At 68.1% G+C, this 26,011-nt stretch carries 24 protein-coding genes; 12 read left to right on the top strand and 12 right to left on the bottom strand.

What is annotated here, in order from left to right; translation table 11 throughout:
- Window positions 1–3: 3 nt before the first annotated feature.
- From gspD to gspG, 9 genes are all read right to left on the bottom strand, one after another.
- A complete protein-coding gene (gene gspD, locus ACAM52_RS23340; RefSeq protein WP_369644675.1) occupies window positions 4–2,337 on the bottom strand; it encodes a type II secretion system secretin GspD in 2,334 nt (777 codons plus the stop codon).
- 7 nt (window positions 2,338–2,344) lie between these two features.
- Complete coding sequence (gene gspN / locus ACAM52_RS23335) at window positions 2,345–3,148, bottom strand: type II secretion system protein N (protein WP_159278470.1); 804 nt, start codon at window positions 3,146–3,148, stop codon at window positions 2,345–2,347.
- Window positions 3,149–3,171: 23 nt separating this feature from the next.
- A complete protein-coding gene (gene gspM / locus ACAM52_RS23330; RefSeq protein WP_062472615.1) occupies window positions 3,172–3,723 on the bottom strand; it encodes a type II secretion system protein GspM in 552 nt (183 codons plus the stop codon).
- On the bottom strand, window positions 3,720–4,931 hold the full coding sequence (gene gspL, locus ACAM52_RS23325) for a type II secretion system protein GspL (protein ID WP_369644674.1): 1,212 nt from the start codon (window positions 4,929–4,931) through the stop codon (window positions 3,720–3,722). The genes gspM and gspL overlap by 4 nt, the downstream gene beginning before the upstream one ends.
- Window positions 4,932–5,062: 131 nt before the next feature.
- Entirely contained in the window at window positions 5,063–6,106 is a 1,044-nt protein-coding gene (gene gspK, locus ACAM52_RS23320) for a type II secretion system minor pseudopilin GspK (protein ID WP_369644673.1), read from the bottom strand.
- Window positions 6,103–6,783, bottom strand: coding sequence for a type II secretion system protein J (locus ACAM52_RS23315; protein ID WP_369644672.1), 681 nt, complete (start codon window positions 6,781–6,783; stop codon window positions 6,103–6,105). The genes gspK and ACAM52_RS23315 overlap by 4 nt, the downstream gene beginning before the upstream one ends.
- Window positions 6,783–7,163 carry a type II secretion system minor pseudopilin GspI gene (gspI, locus tag ACAM52_RS23310; RefSeq protein ID WP_369644671.1) on the bottom strand — a complete coding sequence of 127 codons (381 nt, stop codon included), beginning with the start codon at window positions 7,161–7,163 and terminating at the stop codon, window positions 6,783–6,785. Before gspI ends, ACAM52_RS23315 begins: the two co-directional genes overlap by 1 nt.
- On the bottom strand, window positions 7,160–7,666 hold the full coding sequence (locus tag ACAM52_RS23305) for a prepilin-type N-terminal cleavage/methylation domain-containing protein (protein ID WP_070060010.1): 507 nt from the start codon (window positions 7,664–7,666) through the stop codon (window positions 7,160–7,162). Before ACAM52_RS23305 ends, gspI begins: the two co-directional genes overlap by 4 nt.
- Window positions 7,641–8,081: a type II secretion system major pseudopilin GspG gene (gene gspG, locus ACAM52_RS23300; protein WP_056573020.1), complete on the bottom strand. Its 441-nt coding sequence runs from the start codon at window positions 8,079–8,081 to the stop codon at window positions 7,641–7,643. The genes ACAM52_RS23305 and gspG overlap by 26 nt, the downstream gene beginning before the upstream one ends.
- Before the next feature lie 50 nt (window positions 8,082–8,131).
- Between gspG and ACAM52_RS23295 the strand changes: the two genes are divergently transcribed.
- Window positions 8,132–8,764, top strand: coding sequence for a hypothetical protein (locus tag ACAM52_RS23295; protein ID WP_369644670.1), 633 nt, complete (start codon window positions 8,132–8,134; stop codon window positions 8,762–8,764).
- 33 nt (window positions 8,765–8,797) lie between these two features.
- Here the strand turns inward: ACAM52_RS23295 and ilvA are convergent, their stop codons facing one another.
- Entirely contained in the window at window positions 8,798–10,363 is a 1,566-nt protein-coding gene (gene ilvA, locus ACAM52_RS23290) for a threonine ammonia-lyase, biosynthetic (protein WP_240531311.1), read from the bottom strand.
- Window positions 10,364–10,436: 73 nt separating this feature from the next.
- Here ilvA and ACAM52_RS23285 point away from each other — a divergent pair, with 73 nt between their 5' ends.
- Entirely contained in the window at window positions 10,437–11,567 is a 1,131-nt protein-coding gene (locus ACAM52_RS23285) for a hypothetical protein (protein ID WP_369644669.1), read from the top strand.
- A gap of 94 nt (window positions 11,568–11,661) precedes the next feature.
- Here the strand turns inward: ACAM52_RS23285 and ACAM52_RS23280 are convergent, their stop codons facing one another.
- Window positions 11,662–12,942, bottom strand: a complete 1,281-nt coding sequence (locus tag ACAM52_RS23280; protein ID WP_369647768.1) for a porin — start codon at window positions 12,940–12,942, stop codon at window positions 11,662–11,664.
- A 272-nt stretch (window positions 12,943–13,214) separates the two neighbouring features.
- On the opposite strand from ACAM52_RS23280, the gene ACAM52_RS23275 reads away from it, so the two are divergent.
- Window positions 13,215–13,664 (top strand): OsmC family protein, encoded by a 450-nt coding sequence (locus tag ACAM52_RS23275; protein WP_062472691.1) that lies wholly within the window; start codon window positions 13,215–13,217, stop codon window positions 13,662–13,664.
- A gap of 28 nt (window positions 13,665–13,692) precedes the next feature.
- Here the strand turns inward: ACAM52_RS23275 and coq7 are convergent, their stop codons facing one another.
- A complete protein-coding gene (coq7, locus tag ACAM52_RS23270; protein ID WP_095948284.1) occupies window positions 13,693–14,322 on the bottom strand; it encodes a 2-polyprenyl-3-methyl-6-methoxy-1,4-benzoquinone monooxygenase in 630 nt (209 codons plus the stop codon).
- A 282-nt stretch (window positions 14,323–14,604) separates the two neighbouring features.
- Between coq7 and ACAM52_RS23265 the strand changes: the two genes are divergently transcribed.
- The 9 genes from ACAM52_RS23265 to ygiD all read left to right on the top strand — a co-directional run bounded on the left by ACAM52_RS23265 (window position 14,605) and on the right by ygiD (window position 25,990).
- Window positions 14,605–15,828, top strand: a complete 1,224-nt coding sequence (locus tag ACAM52_RS23265; RefSeq protein WP_070094987.1) for a porin — start codon at window positions 14,605–14,607, stop codon at window positions 15,826–15,828.
- A gap of 184 nt (window positions 15,829–16,012) precedes the next feature.
- Complete coding sequence (locus ACAM52_RS23260; RefSeq protein ID WP_056573001.1) at window positions 16,013–16,993, top strand: ABC transporter permease; 981 nt, start codon at window positions 16,013–16,015, stop codon at window positions 16,991–16,993.
- A gap of 1 nt (window position 16,994) precedes the next feature.
- Window positions 16,995–18,269, top strand: coding sequence for a M20 aminoacylase family protein (locus ACAM52_RS23255; protein WP_095948285.1), 1,275 nt, complete (start codon window positions 16,995–16,997; stop codon window positions 18,267–18,269).
- A gap of 31 nt (window positions 18,270–18,300) precedes the next feature.
- Window positions 18,301–19,881 carry an ABC transporter substrate-binding protein gene (locus ACAM52_RS23250; protein ID WP_062472636.1) on the top strand — a complete coding sequence of 527 codons (1,581 nt, stop codon included), beginning with the start codon at window positions 18,301–18,303 and terminating at the stop codon, window positions 19,879–19,881.
- A gap of 104 nt (window positions 19,882–19,985) precedes the next feature.
- Window positions 19,986–20,897 (top strand): ABC transporter permease, encoded by a 912-nt coding sequence (locus ACAM52_RS23245; protein ID WP_369644668.1) that lies wholly within the window; start codon window positions 19,986–19,988, stop codon window positions 20,895–20,897.
- 20 nt (window positions 20,898–20,917) lie between these two features.
- Complete coding sequence (locus ACAM52_RS23240) at window positions 20,918–21,988, top strand: ABC transporter ATP-binding protein (protein WP_062472640.1); 1,071 nt, start codon at window positions 20,918–20,920, stop codon at window positions 21,986–21,988.
- Entirely contained in the window at window positions 21,985–23,025 is a 1,041-nt protein-coding gene (locus ACAM52_RS23235; RefSeq protein ID WP_354345501.1) for a dipeptide ABC transporter ATP-binding protein, read from the top strand. The genes ACAM52_RS23240 and ACAM52_RS23235 overlap by 4 nt, the downstream gene beginning before the upstream one ends.
- Complete coding sequence (locus tag ACAM52_RS23230) at window positions 23,022–24,983, top strand: glycosyltransferase family 2 protein (protein WP_369644667.1); 1,962 nt, start codon at window positions 23,022–23,024, stop codon at window positions 24,981–24,983. The genes ACAM52_RS23235 and ACAM52_RS23230 overlap by 4 nt, the downstream gene beginning before the upstream one ends.
- 101 nt (window positions 24,984–25,084) lie before the next feature.
- Window positions 25,085–25,990: a 4,5-DOPA dioxygenase extradiol gene (gene ygiD / locus ACAM52_RS23225; RefSeq protein WP_369644666.1), complete on the top strand. Its 906-nt coding sequence runs from the start codon at window positions 25,085–25,087 to the stop codon at window positions 25,988–25,990.
- Window positions 25,991–26,011 lie beyond the last annotated feature (21 nt).

Genomic DNA, 26,011 nt, shown 5'->3' with positions numbered 1-26,011 from the left:
GGCTCAGGGCAGCTCGCGCGAGCTGGTCGGGTCGGCGGTGGGCGGCAGCGCGCCGCGCAGCGGGCTGGGCGCGAGCCGGCGGTTGTCGGTGGCGGGGCGCGGCGGCGGGATGAGCTGCGTGCCTTCCATGCGGGTCTCGCTGGTCTTCTTGCCGCTGTCGCTGCTGTTCAGGCGGTTGATGCGCACCAGCGGCGCCTCGGGCAGCACGGGCGCCGAGTCGACACCGCGCAGCATGATGTTGTCGGTGTTGGGCTGTGTGCGCTGTTGCATGCCGCGGATCTCGTCGTAGCGGTCGTAGGCGAAGGCTTCGGTGGAGGCGCCGTCGCGCATCACGGCGGGGCGCAGGAACATCATGAGGTTGCTCTTGTCGCGCGTGCGCACCTCGTTCTTGAACAGGTTGCCGAGCACGGGGATGTCGCCGGCCACGGGCACCTTCTCGACGGTGTTGCCGTAGTTGTCCGACAGCAGGCCGCCGAGCATCACGAGGCCGCCGTCTTCCACCAGCACGCTGGACTCGATGGAGCGCTTGTTGGTGGTCGGGCCGTTGGGGTCCTTGGCCGTGTTCTGGTCGACCGTGGAGGTCTCCTGGAAGATGGTCATCTTCACGGTGCCGTTCTCGTTGATGGTCGGTCGCACGCGCAGCGTGAGGCCCACGTCCTTGCGCTCCACCGTGGTGAACGGGTTGATGCCGACCGAGCCCGAGGTGCTGGCGTACTGGCCGGTCACGAAGGGCACGTTCTGGCCGATGACGATCTTGGCTTCTTCGTTGTCCAGCGTCAGCAGGTTGGGCGTGGACAGCACGTTGGCGTCGCCGTCGCTGTTGAAGAAGTTGGCGATGGCGCCCAGGATGTACTGGCCGCCGATCTTGCCGGCGATGCCCAGGTTCAGGCCGGTGGAGGGGCGGATGCCGGCCACGTCGCGCGTGGCCAGGGCCTGCGTCAGCGCCAGGATGTTGGCGCTGGCCAGGCTGGAGTTGGTGCCGATGACCGCGTTGTTGCCCAGCGCGCTTTGCCACTGCACGCCGAAGTTGGCGGCCTTCTTGGCGCTGACCTCGACGATGAGCGCCTCGATCATCACCTGCGCGCGGCGGCCGTCGAGCTTGTCGATCACGGCGCGCATCTGGCGGTACTGCGGCTCGGGCGCGGTGATGATGAGCGAGTTGGTGCTCGGGTCGGCCTGGATCTGGCCGCCGGTGGAGGGCTGGTTGGCGTTGTTCAGCGGCGCGTTGGCCGCGGCCGAACCGCCGCCCTGGGTGTTGTTGCCGCCGAAGCTGGCCTGCGTCATCGGCATGCTGGCCGGCGGCACCGACGAACCGGCGCTGCCCGCGGCGCCGGGCGCGCCCGGCACCTGCGACTGCTGCTGGCTCGCGGCCATCGCGGCGCGCAGCGTGGCCGCCAGGCGCACCGCGTCGGCGTTCTTCAGGTAGACCACGTAGATGTTGCCGGCCGCGCCGTTGCTGCTTTCGGCTGGCGCACGGTCGAGCTTCTCGACCAGCGTGCGCACGAGTTGCGCGCGCGCGGGGTTGGCGGCGCGAAGGATCAGCGAGTTGCTGCGCGGGTCGGCCATCAGCGTGGTGCGGAACGAGGCGTCGGCCCCGCCCGGTGCGGCGGCGCCCGGCGCACCCGCACCGCCGCCTTCGACCAGCCGCGTGACCAGCGGCACCATGTCGGTGGCCACCGAATGCTTGAGCTGGATGACTTCGATGTCGGACGCGTTGGGCACGTCGAGCGACGCGATGATGCGCGCCAGCCGACGCATGTTGTCGGCGTAGTCGGTGATCACGAGCGAGTTGTTGCCCGGGTTCACGTTGATGGTGTTGTTCGGCGGGATCAGCGGGCGCAGCACCGGCAGCAGGCTGTTGGCCGACTCGTAGTTCAGGCGGAAGATCTGCGTGACGATCTGGTTGCCCGCGGCCGCGCTGGCGCCGCCGATGGAGGTGTTGACGGTGCTGGTCTGCAGCTTGGCGTCGGCCTCGGGCACCACCTTGTACAGGCCGTCGGCTTCCACCACCGCGAAGCCCTGCAGGCGCAGCGCGGCGGCAAACTGGTTGAAGGCGGCGGCCGGTGCCAGCGGGCGGTCGGTGACCAGGTTCATGGTGCCCTTGACGCGCGGGTCGACCACCACGTCGCGCCCGGTAACGACCGCCATGGTGCGGGCCACGGCCTCGATGTCGGCGGCGGCAAAGTTCAACGTGATCGGTTCGCCGCGCCGCGGGGCGTCGCCGGTCTGCGCGTAGGCGGGCGGCAGCACCGGCACGAACGACGCCGCGATCAGCAGGCGTACCGCGAGCGCGACGAGGCCGGGGCGGGCGCCGGACGAGGACAGAGGCTTCTTCATGGTCGGATCAACCCAGGGTGATGATCGAGCGCGCACCGTCGCGCCGCCCGATGATGTTCAACAAATTGGAAAGTGCGTCTTCGCGGCCCGGTGCCGCGCTGGCTTCGCCGTTGAAGCGCAACGCCGTGCCGCTCCAGTCGCCGCTGCCGTTCAGTTCGAGGCTGCCTTCGCGCGTGCTTAGCAGCAGCGTGGGACGCGTGCCGCCTTCGAGCGACAGGCGGTAGCTGCCCATCGGCCGCAAGGTCGACAGGGCGGACGACACATCGGTGGCGTCGAGCGTGGCCTGGCCTTCGATGCGCAAGGCGGGGCCGTCCCACTGCATGGCGAAGGCGCGGGTATTGAGGTCGAGGGCGCCTTCGAGCTTGAGCGTGTTCCAGGGCGCGCCCAGGCCGGTGAGCAGCGTGGCGGGCCAGCGCGAGCGGGCGTCCTGCCAGGCGAGCTGCAGGCCGTTGGCGCGCGGGCTGGCCTGAAGACCAAGGGGCTGCGCCGCGCAGCAGGACAGATCGAGGCGTGCCGACAGGCCGCGCCAGTTCGGCCACATGCGCCAGTTCAACAGGCCGGGCAGCGAGACGGCCTGCGTGCCGCCGGCGCCGCTGGCGAACACGACGGCGGCGGTGCCGTTCCAGACCGTGCCGCGCGGGTTGACCAGCAGCAGGCGGCCCTGCGTCCAGCCCGAGAGTGCCGAGGCGAGCCAGCGCGCCGGTGCGAACAGCACGACCGCGACCAGCATACCGGTGGCGGCGCCGAGCACGGCCCAGCGCCAGCTGCCGCGGCGCGGCTGGAGGTCGGGGACCGGGGGACGTCTCGCCATGCCGTGCGGTGCGTGGGGCTGCTTCAGCGCGGGGCGGGCAGCGCCATCACGAGCGTGCCGTCCCAGCGGGGTTGCGGAGGTTGGTCGGGCGTGGCGGGCGCAGGCTTGGCGCCCGGCGGCGGCGGTGCGATGGGCGCGCGCGTCAGGTGCACTTCGCGCGGCACGGCGTGGGCGTTGCCGCGCGCCTGTGCGAGCCACTGCGCCAGGTTCTGGGCCGGCGCGCCGCGCAGCGTGACGGTGGCGGCGCCGTCGCCACCGGCCGTCATGAGCTGCGCGTTCGTGACGCCGAGGCCATCGCGCACCGAGCTTTCGAGCGCGCGCAGGGCGTCGTCGCGCGCCAGGCGCGGTTGCGACTGCAGCGCCTTCGCGCGGTTCTGCAAGGTGGCCATCTGCTGGAGCTGGGCGTCGAGCCGTGCGTGTTCGGCCGGTGCCGCGGCCAGCGTGCGCAGCGCGGGAGCGAGCGCAATCCACCAGAGCAAGGCCAGTGCCACCAGCGCGACGGCGCCGATGACGAGGCGGCGCTCGCGCATCCCGAGGACGGCCCAGCGGGCCTTGAGTTGTTCGCTGAAGTTCATCGGTTGGCCTCGGCCTGCACCAGCAGCAGATCGCCTTCGGTGCGCACCTGGTAGCCGCGCGGCGACAGCGCGGCGGTGATCTGCGTGACCTCCTGCGGCTGCAGTCCGAGGCCGCGCAGGCGCAACTGGCCGGCGCTGAAGTCGATGGCGCTCGGCGAGCGCCCGGGCGGCAGGGCGGCGGCGATGGCGCCGACCATGGGTTCGAAATCGCTCGGCGCCACGTCGCCCACGGCCTGCTGCAGCGCGGCCACCTCGCGGCCCATCTGCAGCGGCGCGTCGACCACGATCTTCACCGAGGGGAAGGTCTGCGTCAGGATGGCGCGCGTGGCCTGGCGCTTGGACTCGAGCGCGTTGCGCTCCTTCCAGGCCCAGGCGTTCAGGCCGATGAGCTGGGTCAGCAGCAGCACCACGACGCCCCAGCGCGCGGCGCGCCATTCGGGCGCGAAGCGCAGGGTTTGAAGCACCGAGGCGAACTTCTTGCCGGCGCGCGCGCGGCCCGTCACGGCGAGGTCGAACTGCGCGAGCTCCCAGGGCGTGCGCGTGGCGTGCAGCCAGCGCTGCGGCGCCTGCACGATCGGCACGCGGCGCTGCAGCAGGTGCTCGGCGGCTTCGGCGACGGCGGGTTCGGTGGTGATGACGGCGGTGTCCAGCGGCAGGCCGTTCGACAGGGCCAGGCCCGCGCCGGCCAGCGGCAGCGAGACCACGCCGTCGCCGTCGCAGACCGTGAGCTGCGGCGCCTCGGGCTCGCCCGTGACCTGCAGCAGCGGCGGCGCGTCGGCCGGCTGCGGCGTGAATTCGGGAACGATGCGCACGACGCGTCGGCCGGCGGCTTCGAGCCCCTGCACGACGCTGCGCAGCCAGATGCGGTTGCAGGCCGCGACCCACACCGGCTCGCCGGCCTTGGCATCGGGCGCGAGCGCGAAGTGCAGGGCTTCCGGGTCGTCGAGCAGGTGCTCTTCGAGCAGGCCGTCGAGCACGGCGCGCAGCTTCGAGGTGCTGCCCATGCTGCCCTTGGGCAGCGTGACGCGGTGCCACGACAGCGCCGAGGACGGGATGCCGAGCGTGACCTCGGGGCCCGACGGCAGCAGCGTCAGCAGCGCGCGGCCCTGGTCGCGCAGGGCGATGCCGTCCTCACCGGCCTGGGCCCAGTCGTACTCGCCCGCGGCATCGGCCGGAGGGAGGGGGGCAAGGAGCAGCAGCGGGGTCATGTCGGGGGGTGTCGGAAAAGCCGGTGATTGTAGGAGGGTGGCTTACAAGTTGTTGCTATTGTTTGAATAGCATATCTTGCAGAGACTACGTGCGTTTGACGGTGTTTTGATCAGAGAAAAGGAAACCGGCGTCAGGGTTTTGCCGGGGGCAGGGTGGCGCCCGCGCCACGGGTGCGCCAGACGGTGGTCACGGCCAGGCCCTTGCGAAAGAGCAGCGAGTGCTCCTCGACCCAGGTGCGGTCCAGCCGCAGCCGGCCGTACACCTCGAAATACTGGGTGCCCACGCCGTGCTGGGCCGCGTTGAAGCGCGAGCCGCCGCTGGGCAGGCCGGCGTTGGCTTCCTCGATGTTCTTGAAGAAGGAGCGCGTGCGCCGCTCCACCAGCTGGCGCGCGCTGGCGATGCCCAGCGATTCGACGCTCGCGCTGATGGCCTCGGCGCTGGCCGTGTTGAGGTTGAGCGTGGTGCGCTCCGGCAGGATCGTCACGTAGGGCTCAAGCGCGGCGGCGGTGGCGGGCGAGAGGCCGAGCCAGACCAGTTGCGCGACCTCCTGCGGCATCAGCGGGGCGGCGCCGGTGTCGGCGCTGGCATCGCTGCTGCTGCCGCCGCTACCGCCGCTACCGCCTGAGGCGGCGTCGGTGCTGCCGGTGTGCAGCGCGCTCGCGAGCCGCGCGGTCATCTGGGTCAGTTCGCCGGCGGGCAGGCCGAGCAGGTTGAAGAGGCGTGTGAAGGTGGCGACGCTCGCGGGCACCGGCTTGCCGGCGTCCACCAGCGACAGCACGTTCAGCTTGGACTGCGCATCGACGATGCGGCCCGACAGGAAGGCGTCGGGCAGGCCTTCGAGGTTGTCGCTCGCCACATTCTTCTCGGCCGACAGGAAGCTGGTGAGGCGAGCCTCCTCGAGCGGCACGGCCCATGGCTCGCCGAGGTGGTCGGGGCCGCCGGCGCGGCCGTCTTCGCCGAGGATCAGGCGCGACCAGTCGAGCGCGCCGATCAGCACCCAGGCCGCCTGCACGCGCGCGCGCTCGGCGCCTTCGACCTCGGCGGAGCGCCATTGCTGCCAGAGCGCGGCGGCGGAAAAGGTGGCGACCAGCATCACGGTCAGCATGGCGGCGAGCAGCGCGGCGCCGCGCTGGCGGCGTGTGCTTGCCACGCGATGGCGTTGCGGCGCGGTCATGAGCGCGGCCCCCCGAGCGTCGGGCGCACCCAGTCGCGCGTGAGCGTGCCCGAGAGCCCGTCGCCGGGCGGCAGGGTCAGCACCAGCCGCACGCCGTCGGGCATGGCGATGAGCGCGCCGGCCGGGTTGGACGGGTTCGCCGCCGCCACGGGCAGCGGTTCCGCCGGCACCCAGGCGTTGTTGCGGAAGTACGCGAGCTGCCAGCTGTTGACCGGCATCAGCGCCACGTCGGTGGCGCCGCCGGTGGGGGCAGCGCCATCTTGGGCCCACGCCGCCGCGAGGTTCCAGGCCTGCACCCATTCGCCACGCGTGGCGAAGGGCGCCGATTGCCAGCGCCGCCAGCGCGTGCCGTCGGCGCCGGGGCGCAGCGTCCAGGCGACGACCTGCACGGTCGGCGCGCTGGTGTCGCTGCCGCGGCGCGTCATGCGCAGCACGCGGCCGTCCCAGTCGATCGGGCGGGTCTGCGCGAGCAGGGTGATGGCGTCGAGGTCGGCGCTCCACTGCGCGAGCGTGGCCTGCAGCGTGAGCACCGCGTCGGCGCGCTGCTGGTTCTGCGTGGTGGCGCGCGACATGCTGTCCAGGCCGCGCCAGCTCACCAGCGCGAGCAGCGCCATCACGGCGATGGCGACCAGCAGCTCGATCAGCGTGAAGCCGTGTGCGCGCGAAGGCTTCGTCATCAGACGCGCCCCACCACGGTCGACACGCGCAGCAGCGGTGCGCTGCCTTCGTCGCGCACCTGCACGTCGACGCGCCGGAAATTCGGGTTGAGCGTGGGCACCGTCGTGGTCGTCACCAGGAAGGTGAGTCCGGCCTGCAGGCAGATGGAGCCCGAGTCGCCGACGGCCGGCATCTGCCGCGACAGGCGTGCCTTGGCGAGTTCGTTCTCGGCGCACAGGCCGGCCAGCACGAGGTCGGACTGGCGCTGCGCATTGCGCGTGAGCGCCATCGTGGCCTGCGAGCCGGCCGCCAGCGCGAGCGCGACGATGCCCAGCGCGATCAGCACCTCGACCAGCGTGAAGCCATGGCTGGAGCCGGCGCGCCGCAGCCGTTGCGTCATGGCACGGCGAACACGGTGAAGGGCCGCAGCCCGTCGGTCGCGACACGCAGCACGCGCGCGGGCGGGCCGTCGCTGTGCAGCATGACCTGCTGCGCCGGAATGATGGGGTCGGGCCCGAGCTGCAGCGCCGCCACCGGCGTGTCGCCGCCCAGCATGGGCTGGGCCGTGATGCCTGCGTGGGTCCAGCCGGTGGGTAGGGCGTCGGCGGGCAGGCCGTCGAAGACGAAGCCGCCGCCTTCGACGAGGCGCCAGCGCACCATGACGCCACTGGCGCGCGACTGGGCACGGGCCGATTCGAGCAGGGCGGCGAGGCGGTCGGCCTCGCGGTCGAGCGCGGCGGCGTTGGTGTCGCGCATCGCGAAACTCACGCTGGCGGTCGCGATGGCGATGATCGCGATCACCACGATCAGCTCCAGCAGCGTGAAGCCACGCGCTGCGCGAGGCGGTGGCAGCACCACGCGGCCGGGGGCGATGCGCTTACTGCCAGCTGCCGATGTCGGCATTCTTGCCCTCGCCGCCGCTCTGTCCGTCGGCGCCGAAGGAGAGCACGTCGATTTCGCCCTTGATGCCGGGGTTCATGTACTGGTACGGATGGCCCCAGGGGTCGTTGGGCAGCTTCTCGACGTAGGGCTTCCAGTTGGGCGCGGCCGGGCCCGCGGTGGGGCGGGTCAGCAGCGACTGCAGGCCCTGCTCGGCGGTCGGGTAGCGCTGGTTGTCGAGGCGGTAAAGCTTGAGCGCCTGCATCAGGTTGTTGATGTCGGTGCGGGCGGCGGTGACGCGGGCGTCGTCGGCGCGCTCGATCACGTTCGGCACGATCAGCGCAGCGAGCACGCCGATGATGACAAGCACCACCATGAGTTCGATCAGCGTGAAGCCGCGTTGTGCGGTGCGGGAGACGGAACGAAGGAGTTTGTTCATAGCTTGCGGGGACATGAGGCGGTAAGCGCGCTGCATGATAATCCGCGGCCATGACAAGTCCTTACTCCGCAGCCCGCTGGCATGCCCCACTTGCAACGACGGGGCTTTGGGCGTTGGCCGCGGGCGCCGCGGTGTTCTGGGCGCTGCGGCTGGCCTCGCCGGCCGACGCCGTGGCCGCTGCGGCCACGATGCCGCGCGCACCGGTCGCGGCCGATGCCGAGGCGGTGGCCCGGTTGCTGGGCGTGGTCACGGTGACGTCAAACGCCCCCGTGGCGCCGGAGGCCGCGAGCCGCTTCGCGCTGTCGGGCGTGGTGGCGGACCCGTCGAACCAGGGGGCGGCGCTGATCTCGATCGACGGCAAGCCGCCGCGGCCGTTCCGCGTCGGCTCGAAGGTCGGCGAGAGCTATGTGCTGCAGTCGGTGGGCGTGCGCGCGGCGACGCTCGGTGCCCAGCGCGACGGGCCCGCGGCGTTCACGCTGCAGCTGCCGGTGCGTGCGCCGCTGAGCATGGGGCTTCCGACGCCGCCTGCCGGTCTGTCGTCGGTGCAGTCAGCTGCGCCAGCCGGGCCGTTGCCGGCCACGATGCCGACGATGGTGATGCCGCCGCCGCAGCAGCAGCAACTTCCCGCCACGGCGGGCGCCGCGATGGAGCCACCGCCGCAGGCGCAGACCCCCGCGCAGTAAGCGCGGCGGTCTCTTTCTCTTCTCTTCTTTTCTTCAGGCCTGGAGGAACAGGCGGTAGGCCGGGTTGGCCGTTTCCTCGACGCAGGGATAGCCCAGCGTTTCGAGGAAGCTGTCGAAGGCCGCCGACTCTTCGGCCGGCACCTGCAGGCCCACGAGGATGCGTCCGTAGTCGGCGCCCTGGTTGCGGTAGTGGAACAGGCTGATGTTCCAGTTCGGCCGCATCAGGCTCAGGAACTTGAGCAGCGCACCCGGACGTTCGGGGAACACGAAGCGCAGCAGGCGCTCGTCGTGCGCCAGCCCCGTGCGGCCGCCCACCAGATGGCGCAGGTGCTCCTTGGCGAGCTCGTCGTGCGTGAGGTCGAGCGCGTCGAAGCCGTGTTCGATGAAGACCTTCGCGATGGTGGCCGACTCGCCGCGCGCCGAGGTCGTGAGGCCGACGAACACGTGGGCCTTGGCGGCATCGCTGATGCGGTAGTTGAACTCGGTCACGTTGCGCGGCGCGCCGCCGGCCGGCAGCTGGCTGATGAGTTCGCAAAAGCGACGGAAGCTGCCGCGCTCTTCGGGGATGGTCACGGCGAACAGCGCTTCGCGTTCCTCGCCGACCTCGGCCCGCTCGGCCACGAAGCGCAGCCGGTCGAAGTTCATGTTGGCGCCGCACAAAATCGCCGCGTAGGTCTCGCCTTGCCGGCCATGCTCGGCCGCGTACTGCTTGATCGCCGCGACGGCCAGCGCGCCGGCCGGTTCGACGATGCTGCGCGTGTCGACGAACACGTCCTTGATGGCGGCGCACACCGCATCGGTGTCGACCGAGATGTAGCCGTCGACCAGGTTCTGCGCGATGCGGAAGGTTTCCTCGCCGACCAGCTTGACGGCCGTGCCGTCGGAGAACAAGCCGACGTCGGGCAGGTTCACGCGCTGGTGCGCGGCGACCGATTGCATCATCGCGTCGGAGTCGTTCATCTGGACGCCGATCACCTTGATCTCGGGCCGCACGGCCTTGATGTAATTGGCCACGCCGGAGATCAAACCACCGCCGCCGATCGCCACGAACACCGCATCGAGCGGGCCCTGGTGCTGGCGCAGGATCTCCATCGCGATGGTGCCCTGGCCCGCGATGACGTCGGGATCGTCGAAGGGATGGACGAAGGTCAGGTTCTGCTGCGTCTGCAATTCGAGCGCATGCAGGTAGGCATCGGAATAGCTGTCGCCATGCAGCACGATCTCGCCGCCGAAACCACGCACCGCATCGATCTTCAATTGCGGCGTGGTCACGGGCATCACGATCACTGCGCGCGTGCCGAGCTTGCGCGCGCCGAGCGCAACGCCTTGTGCGTGATTGCCGGCCGAAGCGCAAATCACGCCGCTCGCCAATTGCGCTTTGCTCAGGTGCGCCATCTTGTTATAGGCGCCGCGCAGTTTGAAACTGAATACGGGTTGCTGGTCCTCGCGCTTGAGCAACACGGTATTGCCAAGTCGCTCGCTGAGCGCGCGCGCCTTCTCCAACGCAGACTCGACGGCCACGTCGTAGACCCGCGCATTGAGGATTTTTCTGAGATAGTCGGCGGGCGTTAACGCCGCAGTAACAGGTGCATTGCGCAAGATCTTTTCCAGGGAGTTTTCATTTGCTAACCATCAATCATAAGAGGCATCGGTATTGCATGCGGGGAATGGCATGGACACAAATGTCATAAACCTATTCCGCAAGGCTCCTGCTGCAAATGATTCCGGTTTTTTTGCGCGCACCTATCCCGCGATTCATACGCCCGCTAATTCACTAACAGTTGGGCAGAATTTGTTATCAGTTTCTGTCAGCGACCTTTCGAAAGGACTGATGCAGGCCGAGGCCGCGCGCGTGCAACGCGGCGAAATCGGACGGCCCACATGGCAGGTCATGGGCAACAGATTGCGTGCGCACATCGTTCCGTTGCTGGGCGATGTGCCGGTGGCTGTGTTCGCGACCGCAGACGTGCAGCGCCTGATCGATCACCTCGGCGAACAAGGCTTCACCAGCACGACGATCGCGCAATACCTCGTGTTGCTGCGCAAGGTGGTCATGCATGGCGTGCACGTCGGCGCATTGCGCGAGGCCCCCGTGTTTCCGAAGGTCAAGGTGCGCAGCCAGCCGCGTGGCAGCTTCAGCGTGGCGGAGTACCGTGCACTGATCTTGGCGGCGCGCAGCTTGCGCGGCCATTCGCACCCGGTGCTGGATCGGTTGACGGCCGGCGAACGCTTCTGGATCGCACGCGAATTGCTCGTCATGCCCGACGAGCTGCCGTGGCTGATCCGCTGGATGGTCAACACCTTCGTGCGTCCCAGCGACATCAAGCTCATGAAGCACAAGCACATCGAGGTGGTGCGAGGCAAGCACGTCTACCTGCGGATGAACCTGCCGGAGACCAAGCGGCACAGCCAGCCCATCGTGAGCCTGCGGCCTGCCGTTCGTGTCTATGAATGTCTGCTCGCCTATCGCGAGACGCATGGCTTTGGCGGGGCGGAAGACTACATCTTCATGCCGCACCTGAAGAACCGCGAGCACGCGCTGGCGGTTCTCAATTTCTTCTTTCACTGGGTGCTCGAAAAGACCGGTCTCGAGAGAGGGCCGCTGGGTCAGTCGAGGACGCTGTATTGCTTGCGCCATACGGCCATCACGTTGCGGCTCCTGTATGGGCAGGGGATCGACATGCTGACACTGGCGCGCAACGCGCGAACGAGCGTCAACATGGTCGAGCGTTTCTACGCATCGGTGCTGAGCGGAGAAATGAATGTGGGGCTGCTGCAGAGCAGGCGTGGCCGGATGAATTGAGGAAGGACAAAAAGCCGCCCGGCTTGAACCGGGCGGCTTGAGCGTTTGCAGATTCAAACTGGCGTGGGCCAGCATGTGAATCGACAGTGAACGATCAGAAGGCGTGACGGATGCCGAAGTCGTAGCCCGTCGAGGTCTTCGGCGTGAAACCGTTGCCGGTGCCTTGGAAGCCCGGACCACCGACGGTCAGCGATGCGCCGTTCTTGTTGCTCACGCGAGCAACGGTGGCGTACAGGGCCGTGCGCTTCGACAGGTTGTGCACGTAGCCGATCGCCAGCTTGTTGGCCTTCTTGTCGGCGGGCAGCACTTCCCAGGGGTTGCGGGCAACCAGGTTCTCGTCGTACTTGACGCTCGAGTACGAAGCGCGGATCAGGCCGGCGCCGACCGGCACGGTCACGCCGAGCAGGTAGCCGGTCAGGTCGATGTCCGGACGGCCGCCGAGGTACGGTTCGACTTCGTAGTCAACCTTGTTCTTGGCGCGCGACAGTTCACCGAACAGCTTCACGGGGCCGAAGTCGTACGAAGCGCCTAGGTTCAGCGTGTTGACCTTGGTGGTCGTGCCGACGTAGAACTGGTCGCCCACGGTGCTGCTGCCATAAGCCAGCGCCACGTCCAGCGGGCCGTTGGCGTAGCCGAAGCGACCGCCGACATAGCGACCGGTGCGCGAGGCGTTTTCCGCGAGGGGCGTTGCTGTGCCGGGGCTGTACTTGGTCTTCTCGTGGAAGCCGTACATCACCTGGCCGTAGAAGCCGCCCAGGTTCGGCGGCAAGAAGTAGCCGATGCTGTTGCCGGCGCGAACGTAGTTGCTGCCACCAGCATCGGGGAGCTGCGGGACGTTCTTGAGGGCGTCGGGGAGCTTCTTGCCGTCGGCATAGCCGGTGAAACCGCCGAACGAGCCGTTGGCCGTCGAGACCAGGTTGGTGCCCACGCCGTTGGTGCCGAACGGGTCGAACACGGTGTCGTTCCAGAACGTCGGGGTGTAGTCGCGGCCGAGGCGGACTTCACCGAACCCGCCCGACAGGCTCACGGTCGAACGGCGCGTGAATGTCGAGACGCCGGTCTGACCATCGTCGTTGCTGATCGGGGCTTCGAGCCAGAAGCTGGCGGCCAGGCCACCACCGAGGTCTTCCGTGCCACGGAAGCCCAGGCGGCTGGAGTTGTAGCCCGAGTGGGCCAGTTCACGGCGGCTCGCCTTGATGCTGCCGCGGTTCAGGTAGAACGGGTTGTAGATGGGGAAGCCGAGCTTGTCGTACGTGACGCCATTGCCCAGGTCCCGCGAGGTGGACGAGTAGCCGCTGATCGACGCGTCGACCACACCAAACAGCGTGACGGACGACTGAGCCGAGGCAACACCGGCAACAGCCAGGGCAGCCAGAGCAGCTGCCCTTTCGCAGTGGGCGGCTAGAGTGGTGCGGCCATCGGGGCGCACAAAGAAAAAAGCCCCGAGTCTTGCGACTCGAGGCTAAATCCACCAATTGGAAGGGTGGAGGAGACAACTGGGTGCACACCATGAAGTGCGCAGCAATGAAATAGAGTATACCCACCCTTTGTTGCGATGCAACAAGCAGGCGATGCTTTTCCCACACACAAGTTGATGTTTGGTGCGCATTTTTCCGCACGAATTCATCCCAATTGGAGCTGAACACCATGGAATGCACAGTAAGTTGGACCGGTGACGCAGGCACCCGATCGGCCATGGGCTTCGTGGCCGAGACCGGCAGCGGCCATGTTCTGATGATGGACGGCGCCCCGGACGCGGCCAAGCCCGAGAACGGCGGCCAGAACCTGGCGGCACGGCCGATGGAAACCGTGCTCGCGGGCACGGGCGGTTGCACCGCCTACGACGTGGTGCTCATATTGAAGAGGGGGCGCCATCGCGTCGAGCGCTGCAGCGTCAAGCTGACCAGCGAGCGCGCCGAGAAGGATCCCAAGGTCTTCACGAAGATCCACATGCACTTCACCGTGGCGGGCAAGGGTATTCCGGCCACCGCCGTGGAGCGGGCGATCGCGCTCAGCCACGAAACCTACTGCTCCGCCAGCATCATGTTGGCGAAGACGGCGGAAATCACGACCAGCTTCGATCTGATCGAGACCTGAAACCCCCGTTGGATGGCGACCGAAGGCCCTAGATTCGGTGGGCGACGGTCGTCATGACCCGCGATGCCAGGCGCATCAGGGCCTTGGCCGGGGCCGGCAGTTCCGCGGCGCCCGCGTCGACGGCCTGCGTGGCGTGGCGGGCTTCGTCGATCTTCATCTGCTCGACCACGGCGCGGGACGCGTGATCGGTCGACGGCAGGCGGTCCAGGTGGCTTTCGAGGTGCGCTTCCACCTGCCGTTCGGTTTCGGCAACAAAACCGAGACTCAAGGGATCGCCCAGGCGTCCGGCAATCAGGCCAAGACCGAAGGCGCCTGCATACCAGAGTGGATTCAGCAGGGACGGGCGGGCGCCCAGGTCGTCCAGCCGCTGTCGGGTCCAGGCCAGGTGATCGGTTTCTTCATGCGCGGCTTCCAGGAAGTGCGCGCGCAACGCCGGGTCCCGCGCCACGGCGGCCTGGGCGGTGTACAGCGCCTGGGCACAGACTTCGCCGACATGGTTCACGCGCATCAGCGCACCGGCCTCGCGGCGCTCCGATTCGCTCAATTCACCTTGCGGCTGAATCGCGGGCGGAAGCGCCCGGGTGGCGTGAGATCGGGCAAAAAGCGTGCGCAAAGCCGCATCGGCGGCTGTCAGGGCGGGGTCGAGCAGGGCAGTCATGGGTCTATTTGAACGCACCTGTCCGGCGATGCAAGGACGGCACATTTCGTTTCATATCGTGGCAAAACCACCCGTCTAAGTCCTTTGTTGCACGACTGCAACGAAACACGCGGGGCTTCCAAGATTTAGGGCGATTTGTTTTGCCCTGCCGCAGCGGCTCTGGTGCAATAGCATCAACTTCCCAAAAGGAGGTTGGCCCGGGGTCCGGTGGGAGCACAAAAGTGCCAGTCACGGTGAGCCCTTCGCACCGGAGCCCTATGTTTAACCTTGGAGAAACTTGCAATGAAAAAATCTCTAGTTGCTCTGGCTGCCCTGGCTGTTGCCGGTGTTGCCTCGGCTCAGTCGTCCGTCACGCTGTTTGGTGTGGTCGACGCGTCGATCAGCGGCTACTCGTCCACCTCGCGTGACCTGAACGGCGCCACCTTCCTGAACCCGTTCTACCTGAACCGTGGCAGCGTCAAGGTCAGCCGCACGGCTCTGGCTAACTCGGGTTACAACTCCAGCCGTCTGGGCTTCCGTGGTACGGAAGACCTGGGTGGTGGCCTGGCAGCCAGCTTCTGGCTCGAAGCCCCGATCACCAACGACGACGGCGCAACTGGCGTTTCGACGTTCGCTCGTCGCTCGACCGTGAGCCTGTCGGGTGGTTTCGGTGAAGTTCGTCTGGGCCGTGATTACACCCCGACGTTCTGGAACGACACCGTGTTCGATCCGTTCGGCACCAACGGCGTTGGCACCAACCTGATCTCGACGGCCAGCGGTTTCAACACCACCGGCGGTTCGGGTGGCTTTGGTGGCAACCCGAACTACGTTCGCGCCAGCAACACCATCGGCTACTTCCTGCCCCCGAACCTGGGCGGCTTCTACGGCCAAGTGCAGTACGGCTTCCACGAGAAGGACAAGTTCAGCCCTGGTACCGCTACGCCTAACGTCGCGAACAACTCGCGCACCGGCCGTTACGTCGGTGGCCGCTTCGGCTACGCCAACGGTCCTCTGGACGTTGCGCTGGCCTATGGCAGCAGCACCTCGGGTGACCAGTTCTACGCTGGCGTGACCAACAAGGTCAACACGCTGAACCTGGGCGCTTCGTACGACTTCGGTCCCGTGAAGCTGTTCGGTGAAGTGTCGCGCGTCAAGAACAAGGTCGACTACGAAGTCACCCCCTTCGTCGGCGCTACGCCTGACACCGACCTGACCGGCTACCTGCTCGGCGTGACCGTGCCCGTCGGTGCTGGCCTGATCCGCGCTTCGTACTCGAGCGTCAAGTACGACCTGAACCAGCCGCAAGTGCTGTTCCAGCCGCGTATCGCTGACCCGAAGGCCAACAAGCTGGCTATCGGCTACGTGCACAACCTGTCGAAGCGCACGGCTCTGTACGCTACCGTTGCTCGCGTGAGCAACAAGAACGGTGCAGCCCTGACCGTTGGCGGCCCGGCCTTCATCAACAGCGGTGTCTTCACCCCGAAGAACTCGACCGGCTACGACTTCGGTATCCGTCACGCTTTCTAATTTGATGCTGGCGCAAGCCAGCTTCGAATCGAAAGACTGAAAGCCACCCGGCGCAAGCCGGGTGGCTTTTTCTTTTGGCGCGCGCCTGTTCTCACTCGTAAAAATTGCGCCTCCACCCCCGGGGAACCCCCGTGCGGGCACGCTGCTTGCACTGCTAGCATGCCGCGATCACTCTTGTTGCTGAATGACTGCCTTTGTACTGCGCCGCCTGATCCAGGCCGTGATCGTGATGATCGCGGTTGCGTTCATTGCCTTCCTCCTCTTTCAATATGTCGGCGACCCGGTCGTGTTCCTGCTGGGGCAGGATGCCAAGCCCGACCAGATCCGTGAAATGCGCGCCGCATTGGGGCTCGACCGACCCTTCTTCGTGCAGTTCTGGCACTTCCTCGTCAACGCCGCGCAAGGCGAATTCGGACTGAGCCTGCGCCAGGGCGCCAAGGTGTCGCGCCTGATCGGCGAGCGCTTCCCGGCCACGCTCGAACTCGCACTCGTGGCCGCGGCCCTGGCGCTGTTCGTCGGCATTCCGATGGGCGTGTACACCGCCCTGCGCCGTGGCACCTTCATGAGCCAGGTGTTCATGACCGTCTCGCTGCTCGGCGTGTCGCTGCCCACCTTCCTGATCGGCATCCTGCTGATCCTGGTCTTCGCCGTGACGCTGGGCTGGTTCCCGAGCTTCGGGCGCGGTGACACGGTGCAGTTCGGCTGGTGGACTAGCGGGCTCTTCAAGGCCGACGGCTGGCACCACATCATCCTGCCGGCGGTGACGCTGGCGATCTTCCAGCTCACGCTGATCATGCGGCTGGTGCGCGCCGAGATGCTCGAGGTGCTGCGCACCGACTACATCAAGTTCGCGCGCGCACGGGGCCTGTCGAACCGCGCGATCCACTTCGGCCACGCACTCAAGAACACGCTGGTGCCGGTCATGACCATCACCGGCCTGCAGCTCGGCGGCCTGATCGCCTTCGCGATCATCACGGAGTCGGTGTTCCAGTGGCCCGGCATGGGGCTGCTCTTCATCCAGGCCGTGACCTTCGCGGACATCCCCGTGATGGCCGCCTACCTGTGCCTGATCGCGCTGATCTTCGTGGTGATCAACCTCGTGGTCGACCTGCTGTACTTCGTGGTCGATCCGCGGCTGCGCGTGGGCAAGGCGGGAGGCCATTGAGGTGAGTGTCGCAACAGCTGCCGCAACGCCGCGCCTGCAGGCCTCCGGCCGGGCCTTCGCGCACATCGCCAGCTTCTACCCCGAGATCACGGCCTTTCGCCGCGACCTGCACGCCCACCCCGAGCTCGGCTTCGAAGAGGTCTACACGGCGGGCCGCGTGCGCGAGGCGCTGCGCGCCTGCGGCGTGGACGAGATCCACGAGGGCATCGGCAAGACCGGCGTGGTCGGCGTCATCCGCGGCAAGTCGACCGCCAGCGGTCGCATGATCGGCCTGCGTGCCGACATGGACGCGCTGCCCATGCGCGAGGACAACGACTTCGGCTGGCGCTCCGCCAACGACGGCCTGATGCACGGCTGCGGCCACGACGGCCACACCGCCATGCTTGTCGGCGCCGCGCGCTACCTGGCCGAGACGCGCGACTTCGACGGCACCGCCGTGCTGATCTTCCAGCCCGGCGAAGAAGGCCTTGCCGGTGCGCGCGTGATGATCGAAGACGGCCTGTTCGACCGCTTCCCGGTGAACGCCGTCTACGCCATGCACAACTGGCCCGCGATGCCGGCCGGCACCGTCGGCATCAACCGCGGTGCGATGATGGCTGCGGCCGATCGCGTGACGATCGAGATCAAGGGCAAGGGCGGCCACGGCGCGCATGCCTACCAGACCATCGACCCCGTCGTGGTGGCTGCGCACATCATCACCGCGGCGCAGACCATCGTGTCGCGCAGCGTGCGCCCCATCGACGCGGCCGTCGTCAGCATCTGCGCCGTGCAGGCCGGCGACCTCGGCGCCATGAGCGTGATCCCGGGCGAGGCCACGCTGGTCGGCACCGTGCGCACCTTCAGCGCGCGCGTGCAGGCGCAGGTCGAGCAGCGCCTGAGCGAGCTGTGCACGGCCATTGCTGCCGGCTTTGGCGCGACTGCGACGATCAAGTACGAACGCATCTACCCGGCCACGATCAACACCGCGCCCGAAGCGATGTTCGCGGCCGACGTGGCGCAGGCGCTGGTCGGCGCGAAGAACGTCGATCGCAACCTGGAGCCCAGCATGGGCGCCGAAGATTTCTCTTTCATGCTGCAGAAGAAGGCCGGTGCCTACCTGCGCATCGGCCAGGACGCCCGCAGCGGCGCCTTCCTGCACAACAGCCGCTACGACTTCAACGACGAGATCCTGCCGCTGGGCGCCGCATTGCATGCGGGCCTGATCGAGCAGGGCATGCCGCTGGCTGCTACCCGCAGCCTGCAGCCAGGGAAAGCCGCCGCCACCGCGGCGCCGTGATGTGTTCGATTTCAACCCGAGGAGTGTTCCCATGAGTTTCAAGAAGCAAGCGGCTGCGGTCGCTGTCCTGTGCGCTCTGAGCGCCGTCAGCATGGTCGCCAGCGCGCAGACCATCCGCATCGCGAACCAGGGCGATGCCCTGTCGCTCGACCCGCACTCGCTCAACGAGTCGCTGCAACTGAGCGTCACCGCCAACGTCTATGAAACTCTCGTGGGCCGCAACAAGGACCTGAGCCTGGCACCGCTGCTGGCCACCAGCTGGAAGCAGACCTCGCCGAACGTGTGGCGCTTCGAGCTGCGCAAGGGCGTGGTGTTCCATGACGGCACGCCGTTCAGCGCCGACGACGTCGTGTTCAGCTTCGCGCGCGCGCAGGGCGACGGCTCCGACATGAAGGCCACGCTCAGCGAGATCAAGGCCGTGCGCAAGGTCGGCGACCTCGCCGTCGAAATCGAAACCAACGGCCCGTTCCCGATCCTGCCCGACGTGATCTCGCTCACCATGATCATGAGCAAGAAGTGGTGCGAGGAAAACCAGGCCACCAAGCCCGTCGACCGCCGCAAGGGCATCGAGAACACCGCTTCGTTCAAGGCCAACGGCACCGGCCCGTTCCGCGTGCGCGAACGCCAGCCCAACGTGCGCACCGTGTTCACGCGCAACGGCACCTACTGGGGCAAGATCGACGGCAACGCGCAGGAGATCGTGTTCACGCCCATCGCCAACCCCGCGACCCGCGTGGCCGCGCTGGTCTCCGGCGAAGTCGACGTGATGGAGCCCGTGCCCGTGCAGGACATCGCGCGCATCAACGCCGCGCCCAACGCCCGCGTCATCACCGGCCCCGAGATGCGCACCATCTTCCTGGGCATGGACCAGAAGCGCGACGAGCTGCAGTACTCGAACGTGAAGGGCAAGAACCCGTTCAAGGACAAGCGCGTGCGCCAGGCCTTCTACCAGGCCATCGACATCGCCGGCATCCAGCGCACCGTGATGCGCGGCGCCTCCAAGCCCACCGCGCTGCTCGTCGGCCCGGGCATCAACGGCTGGACCGCCGACCAGGACAAGCGCTTGCCCTTCGACGTCGATGCCGCCAAGAAGTTGCTGACCGAAGCCGGCTATCCCAACGGCTTCGAAGTCTCGATGAACTGTCCGAACGACCGCTACGTCAACGACGGCCAGATCTGCCAGAGCGTGGCCGCCAACCTGGCCAAGATCGGCGTCAAGATCAACCTCGTGGCCGAGACCAAGGGCACCTACTTCCCGAAGATCCTGCGCCGCGACACCAGCTTCTACATGCTGGGCTGGACCCCGACCACCTACGACTCGCACAACGCGCTGAGCTCGCTCACCTCGTGTCCCGACGACAAGGGCACGGGCCAGTTCAACCTGGGCGCCTACTGCAACCCGAAGCTGGACGAGCTGACCAAGAAGATCCAGTCCGAGTCGGACAAGGCCAAGCGCAACGAGATGATCAAGGAAGCCTTCAAGGTCCACACCGACGACATCGGCCACCTGCCGCTGCATCAGCAGTCGCTGGCCTGGGGCGTGAGCAAGAAGGTCGAGCTGGTGCAACTGGCCGACAACTTCATGTACTTCAAGTGGATGAGCATCAAGTAAGTCGACCGTGGGCCGCTGCCTGAGCGGCCCGACCATGGGCCCGCTTCTTGCGGGCCCATTCTTTTTTGCCTCACGATGAAAAATAACCCCCACGCGGCCCGGCGATGAAAAAAACCCTTGCTCGCTGGCTCGACAGCGATGTCGGCTACAGCTTCCGCACCTCGCCGGTGGCGATCGCCGCCGCCGTCATTGCGCTGGTGTGCGTCTTCTGTTCGGTGTTCGCCGGATGGGTGTCGCCGCACAACCCCTTCGACCTCGCCACCCTCGAACTCGGCGACGCCCGCCTGCCGCCGGCGTGGAGCGCCGAAGGCTCCGCCAAATACATCCTCGGCACCGACGACCAGGGCCGCGACATTCTTTCGGCCGTGATCTACGGCGCGCGCATCTCGCTGATCGTCGGCGTGGTGTCGGTGGTGCTGTCCGTCGTCGTCGGCGTGGTGCTCGGCCTGTTGGCCGGCTTCTTCGGCGGCTGGCTCGACTCCTTCCTCATGCGCGTGTGCGATGTGATGCTGTCGTTCCCGCCCATCCTCGTCGCGCTGCTCATCGCCGGCGTCGGCCGCGCGCTCTTTCCGGGCGCGCACGAATCGCTGGCCTTCGGCGTGCTGATCATTTCGATCTCGCTCACGGGCTGGGTGCAGTACGCGCGCACCGTGCGCGGCTCCACGCTGGTGGAGCGCAACAAGGAGTACGTGCAGGCCGCGCGCGTCACCGGCGTGGCGCCGCTGCGCATCATGCTGCGCCACGTGCTGCCCAACGTGATGGGGCCGGTGATGGTGCTGGCCACCATCCAGGTCGCGACCGCGATCATCACCGAGGCCACGCTCTCGTTCCTGGGCGTCGGCGTGCCGCCGACCTCGCCTTCGCTGGGCACGCTCATCAGCATCGGCAACCAGTACCTGTTCTCAGGTGAATGGTGGATCACGGTGTTCCCGGGCCTGATGCTGGTGCTGATCGCACTCAGCGTGAACCTGCTCGGCGACTGGCTGCGCGACGCGCTCAATCCGCGCTTGCGCTGAACAGAAAAGGAGAACGCCTCATGACGCTGCTCCAGGTCAAAGACCTCGTCGTCGAATTTCCGAACCGCCGCGGCACGCTGCGTGCGCTCGACCGCATTTCCTTCGACATCGCGCCCGGGGAAATCCTCGGCGTGGTGGGCGAATCGGGCGCGGGCAAGTCGCTCACCGGCGCGGCCATCATCGGCCTGCTCGAACCGCCGGGCCGCGTGGCCGGCGGCGAGATCCTGCTCGAAGGCCAGCGCATCGACAACCTCGGTTTCGATGCGATGCGCCCCATCCGCGGCCGCAAGATCGGCGCGATCTTCCAGGACCCGCTGACCTCGCTGAACCCGCTGTACACCGTGGGTCGCCAGCTCATCGAGACCATCCGCACCCACCTGCCCGTGACCGAGTCGGAAGCGCGCAAGCGCGCCATCGGCCTGCTGCAGGACACCGGCATTCCCGCCGCCGAACAGCGCATCGACCACTTCCCGCACCAGTTCTCGGGCGGCATGCGCCAGCGCGTCGTGATTGCCCTGGCGCTCGCGGCCGAACCCAAGCTCATCGTGGCCGACGAGCCGACCACCGCGCTCGACGTGTCGATCCAGGCGCAGATCATCCAACTGCTCAAGCAGGTCTGCAAGGAGCGCGGCGCGGCGGTGATGCTCATCACGCACGACATGGGCGTGATCGCCGAGACCTGCGACCGCGTGGCCGTGATGTATGCGGGCCGCATCGCCGAGATCGGCCCGGTGCACGAGGTGATCCACCAGCCAGCGCACCCCTACACCTCGGGCCTGATGGCGTCGATCCCCGACATGACCAGCGACCGCGAACGGCTCAACCAGATCGACGGCGCCATGCCGCGGCTCAATGCCATCCCCACCGGTTGCGCCTACAACCCGCGCTGCCCGCGCACCTTCGCACGCTGCCTGACCGAACGGCCCGAGCTGATGCACGCGGGCGCCACGCGCGCCTCCTGCTGGCTGCACGACGCCGCCGACCCGCATGCGGGGCAGGCCGAGATCGCCGCGCAGCACCACGACGCCCTGGCGGCCGGCGAGCGCGCCACGCCCGAGGCGGCCGAACCCCTCGCAGAGGTGACCCGATGAGCGCCGTGATCGAACCCCGCAAGGACGCTGCGGCGACAAAGACCGGCGAGCCGCTTGTGGTCGCGCACGACCTCGCGCGCACCTTCGACGTCTCGCCGCCCTGGCTCAACCGCGTGCTCGAACGCAAGCCGCGCGTGCTGCTGCATGCGGTCGACGGCGTGAGCTTTTCCATCGAGCGTGGCAAGACGCTCGCGCTGGTCGGCGAATCGGGCTGCGGCAAGAGCACCGTGGCGCGCCTGCTGGTGGGCCTGTATGCGCCCACGCGCGGCGGCCTGCAGTTCGACGGGCAGGACGCGCACGCCGCGTTCAAGACGCCCGAAGGCCGTCAGCTGCGCCGCCGCATCCAGATGATCTTCCAGGACCCCTACGCGAGCCTCAACCCGCGCTGGATCGTCGAGGACATCATTGGCGAGCCGCTGCGCGAGCACGGCATCCTGAGCGACAAGGACGCGCTGCGCCAGCGCGTGGGCGAGCTGCTGCAGTCGGTCGGCCTCTCGCCGCTGGACATGAGCAAGTACCCGCACCAGTTCTCGGGCGGCCAGCGCCAGCGCATCTCGATCGCGCGCGCGCTCGCCACGCAGCCCGAGTTCCTGGTGTGCGACGAGCCCACCTCGGCGCTCGACGTGAGCGTGCAGGCGCAGGTGCTCAACATCATGAAGGACCTGCAGCGCGAGCAGGGCCTGACGTACTTGTTCATCTCGCACAACCTCGCCGTGGTGCGCCACGTGGCCGACCAGGTCGGCGTGATGTACCTGGGCCGGCTGGTCGAGGTGGCGGACAAGCAGAAGCTCTTCGCCGAGCCGCAGCATCCGTACACCCGCATGCTGCTCGACGCGATCCCGCAGATGAAGCACACCGGCCGTGCGCGCACACCGGTGCAGGGCGAGGTGCCGAACCCGCTGAACCCGCCGACCGGCTGCGCCTTTCATCCGCGCTGCCCGCATGCGAATGCGCGCTGCTCGACCGAGCGGCCGCAGCTGCTGAGCCTGAAGGGCGTGCAGGTGGCCTGCCATGCGGTGGAGGAAGGCCGTTTGTGAGTGAAGGCGGCAGCCCGCAGGGCTGGCCGGCGGACTTTCCGTACCGGCCGCACCTGCGCTTCTGCTCGCTGGGCAACGAGAACGTGCGGGAGGTGATGGAGGGCTTTCGCCTGGCCTGCGAACGCCTCGGCTATACCACAAGCATCGCCCCGGGCCCGGGTGTCGACAACGACGACATCAACCTCTTCTTCTTCGCGATGGGCCTGAGCCTGCCCTCGGACGACGAGCTGCCGCCGAACGCGATCGTCGTCAACTTCGAGCCGGCCCTGCCTGCGTTGCTCGCGGAAATGCCCGGCTACCAACGGCTGCTGCAGCGCGCCCACGTGTGGGAGTACAGCCTCGAGAACATGGTGCACCACCCGGCGCTGGGCATCCATCGGTCGGATTACGTGGGGCCGGGCTTCGAGCCGATGGCCACGCCGCTGCTGCCGGCGTCTGAAGTGCTGGACGACGGGCAGCAGGACATCGACGTCATCTTCTTCGGCGAGACGACGCCCCGGCGGCTGCAGGTGCTGGAGGCATTGACTGCCGCCGGACTGCGGGTGGCCTACCCCTTCGGCACCGCCTGGACGCCGGCGCAGCGCGACGCCTTGCTGCCGCGCGCCAAGGTCGGACTGAACATGCGCAAGGCCGACCACTCCAGCACCGTCGAGCTGCCGCGCCTGTCGATCCTGCTGCGGCATCGCAAGGCCGTGGTGTCGGAGCTGTATCCCCATTCCGAAATTCCGCAGGTGCTGCGCGACGCGGTCGAAGGGTGCACGAAGGACGAACTGGTCGACCGCGTGCGCGCGCTGGTGGCCGATGCGCCGCGGCGGCGTGCGCTGGAAATCGCCGGGCCGCGGGCGCTGCAATCCTTGCCGCCGCAGCATGAGGTGCTGGCGGGTGCGATGCAGCGCTACCTTGCGGCGGCTCGGCAGCGATGGGTGGGGCAGCGGGAACGGCGCATGGATGAGCCTGCCTCGCAGGTGTCCGTCCTGATGGTGACGCGAGACGACGAGGCGAACGTCGCGGAGGCTTTGGCATCGATCGCCGAGCAGAGCCTTGCACCGCACCAGATCATCGTGGTGGACGACGGCTCCACCGATGCCACCGTCGACGTGGTTCGCGCGCGGATGACCGCCGACCCGCGGCTGGCCGGGCTGCTGCTGTTGCAGGCACCCGTCCCGATGGGCTGGGCGGCGGCCGCGCAATGGGGGTTGATGCAGGCGCGCGGCGACGCGCTGGCGCTGTGGGCACCGACCGTGCGCTGTGCGCCCGAGCGCCTGCAGGTGCAGTCCGCGTTCCTGCGCGCGTCGCCGGAGATCGGCGCGGTCGGTGCCTGGTTCGCCCGCGATGGCGACGCGGAACCACCGATGCAGCGCCTGCCGGAGATGCACGACCAGATCCTGGCCGCGTTGCTGGCGCATCTGCCGCACGAACAACCGCTGCTGATGGGCGGCCTGATGCTGTCGCTGCCGCGCATCCAGCAACGCGGGCTCGGCTTCGACGCCACGCTCGGCCGGTTCGCATGGCTCGGCCTGCTGCTGGAACTGGTGCGCGGCGGTGTGCGGCTCGCCAACCTCGGCATGAACCTGAGCCACCTGACGCGCCGCCATGCCGCGGGCCTCACGGAAACCGATGTGACGGCGCTGACCCGTGTGCGAGAGCGTCTGCTGCCCCTGGTCTTCCCCGACGTGCCGTCCGCCGAGGCGCAGCGGCTGGCCCGGCTCTACGGCCAGCAATGGGCGCCCGACGCCGACGATGCCACGGCGCTGCTGCGCGACATGGCGAGCGCCTGCGAGCGGCAGGGCGACGTCCACGCGACCACCGTGCTGCGCGGCGAGAGCCTGCGCGTGCTGGCGGTGTATGCGGAGAACGGGCGACTGGCGCCAGGCTACCTCGACACGCTGATGCGCGAGCCCTTGCTGCGCGATTTCCTGGCGCCGCTGGGCGAGCGCCTGCGTGCATTCGTGCCGTGAAGCATGGACCTTGCGCCGGACGGTGTGCGTAAACGCACTTTCCCAGCCCTCACTCTGTTGCACAGTCCCGGGTTGGCCCCGAATCCACACCCCCTGACACGATGACCTCCACCCCGATGACCCGCCTGCTCGGCCGCCGCGGCTTTCTCATGGGCTCGGCGCTGGGCGCGACCGCCGCGCTCGCGTCGATGACCGAGATCGCGCACGCGGCTGGTGCAGCACCGGCGCGCCGCATGCCCGTCATCTTCATCGGCCACGGGTCGCCGATGAACGCGCTGGCGGACAACGCCTTCACGCGCCGCCTCGCCGCCTGGGGCCGCGAGCTGCCGCGCCCCACGGCGATCCTCAGCGTGTCGGCGCACTGGCTCAGCCAGGGCGCGACCGGGGTCACGGTGCAGACGCGGCCCAAGACGATCCACGACTTCGGTGGCTTTCCGCAGGCGCTGTTCGACATCGAGTACCCCGCACCGGGCCACCCTGCACTCGCGCGCGAAACGATCGGCGCCGTCAAGCAGGCGCCGGTGATCGCCACCGAGCAATGGGGGTTGGACCACGGCACCTGGACCGTGCTGAAGCACCTGTACCCGAAGGCCGACGTGCCGGTCTTCCAGCTCAGCATCGACTACGACAAGCCGGCGGCGTTCCACCATGCGGTGGGGCGCGACCTGGCGGCCTTGCGCGACCAGGGCGTGCTCGTGATGGGCAGCGGCAACGTGGTGCACAACCTGCGCGCCACCGACCGCGGCACGCCCGACGGCCCGAAGGCGAGTCGCCCGTGGGCGCAGTCCTTCGACGAGGCGGTGAAGGCCGCGCTGGCCGGCCGGGACGACCGCGCGCTGATCGGCTACGAGAAGCTCGAAGGGGCGTCGACCGCCGTGGCCACGCCGGACCACTACTTTCCCTTCCTGTATGCCCTGGGCGCTGCGGCGCCGGGCGAGCGTGCGAAGACGGTCTACGAAGGCTTCCAGTCGGGCACGCTCAGCATGCGCTGCCTTCAGTTCGGCTGAAGGCGCGGCGCATTCAGCGAC

It is taken from the genome of Variovorax sp. V118 (genome assembly GCF_041154445.1).
GTDB classification, from domain to species: domain Bacteria; phylum Pseudomonadota; class Gammaproteobacteria; order Burkholderiales; family Burkholderiaceae_C; genus Variovorax; species Variovorax boronicumulans.
The sequence above is the reverse complement of the archived record's forward strand: the minus strand, read 5'-3'. Positions and strand labels throughout refer to the sequence as shown.

What these genes read in the sequence shown, in the direction of transcription:
- ACAM52_RS23305 (WP_070060010.1), bottom strand. Translation starts at nt 7,666, where the DNA reads ATGCCGACATCGGCAGCTGGCAGTAAGCGCATCGCCCCCGGCCGCGTG.
- ACAM52_RS23250 (WP_062472636.1), top strand. Translation starts at nt 18,301, where the DNA reads ATGAGTTTCAAGAAGCAAGCGGCTGCGGTCGCTGTCCTGTGCGCTCTG.
- ygiD (WP_369644666.1), top strand. Translation starts at nt 25,085, where the DNA reads ATGACCTCCACCCCGATGACCCGCCTGCTCGGCCGCCGCGGCTTTCTC.
- ACAM52_RS23240 (WP_062472640.1), top strand. Translation starts at nt 20,918, where the DNA reads ATGACGCTGCTCCAGGTCAAAGACCTCGTCGTCGAATTTCCGAACCGC.
- gspI (WP_369644671.1), bottom strand. Translation starts at nt 7,163, where the DNA reads ATGACGCAACGGCTGCGGCGCGCCGGCTCCAGCCATGGCTTCACGCTG.
- ACAM52_RS23235 (WP_354345501.1), top strand. Translation starts at nt 21,985, where the DNA reads ATGAGCGCCGTGATCGAACCCCGCAAGGACGCTGCGGCGACAAAGACC.
- gspD (WP_369644675.1), bottom strand. Translation starts at nt 2,337, where the DNA reads ATGAAGAAGCCTCTGTCCTCGTCCGGCGCCCGCCCCGGCCTCGTCGCG.
- gspM (WP_062472615.1), bottom strand. Translation starts at nt 3,723, where the DNA reads ATGAACTTCAGCGAACAACTCAAGGCCCGCTGGGCCGTCCTCGGGATG.
- ACAM52_RS23295 (WP_369644670.1), top strand. Translation starts at nt 8,132, where the DNA reads ATGACAAGTCCTTACTCCGCAGCCCGCTGGCATGCCCCACTTGCAACG.
- gspL (WP_369644674.1), bottom strand. Translation starts at nt 4,931, where the DNA reads ATGACCCCGCTGCTGCTCCTTGCCCCCCTCCCTCCGGCCGATGCCGCG.
- ACAM52_RS23315 (WP_369644672.1), bottom strand. Translation starts at nt 6,783, where the DNA reads ATGACGAAGCCTTCGCGCGCACACGGCTTCACGCTGATCGAGCTGCTG.
- ACAM52_RS23285 (WP_369644669.1), top strand. Translation starts at nt 10,437, where the DNA reads ATGGACACAAATGTCATAAACCTATTCCGCAAGGCTCCTGCTGCAAAT.
- ACAM52_RS23265 (WP_070094987.1), top strand. Translation starts at nt 14,605, where the DNA reads ATGAAAAAATCTCTAGTTGCTCTGGCTGCCCTGGCTGTTGCCGGTGTT.
- ACAM52_RS23275 (WP_062472691.1), top strand. Translation starts at nt 13,215, where the DNA reads ATGGAATGCACAGTAAGTTGGACCGGTGACGCAGGCACCCGATCGGCC.
- coq7 (WP_095948284.1), bottom strand. Translation starts at nt 14,322, where the DNA reads ATGACTGCCCTGCTCGACCCCGCCCTGACAGCCGCCGATGCGGCTTTG.
- gspG (WP_056573020.1), bottom strand. Translation starts at nt 8,081, where the DNA reads ATGAACAAACTCCTTCGTTCCGTCTCCCGCACCGCACAACGCGGCTTC.
- ACAM52_RS23260 (WP_056573001.1), top strand. Translation starts at nt 16,013, where the DNA reads ATGACTGCCTTTGTACTGCGCCGCCTGATCCAGGCCGTGATCGTGATG.
- ACAM52_RS23245 (WP_369644668.1), top strand. Translation starts at nt 19,986, where the DNA reads ATGAAAAAAACCCTTGCTCGCTGGCTCGACAGCGATGTCGGCTACAGC.
- gspN (WP_159278470.1), bottom strand. Translation starts at nt 3,148, where the DNA reads ATGGCGAGACGTCCCCCGGTCCCCGACCTCCAGCCGCGCCGCGGCAGC.
- gspK (WP_369644673.1), bottom strand. Translation starts at nt 6,106, where the DNA reads ATGACCGCGCCGCAACGCCATCGCGTGGCAAGCACACGCCGCCAGCGC.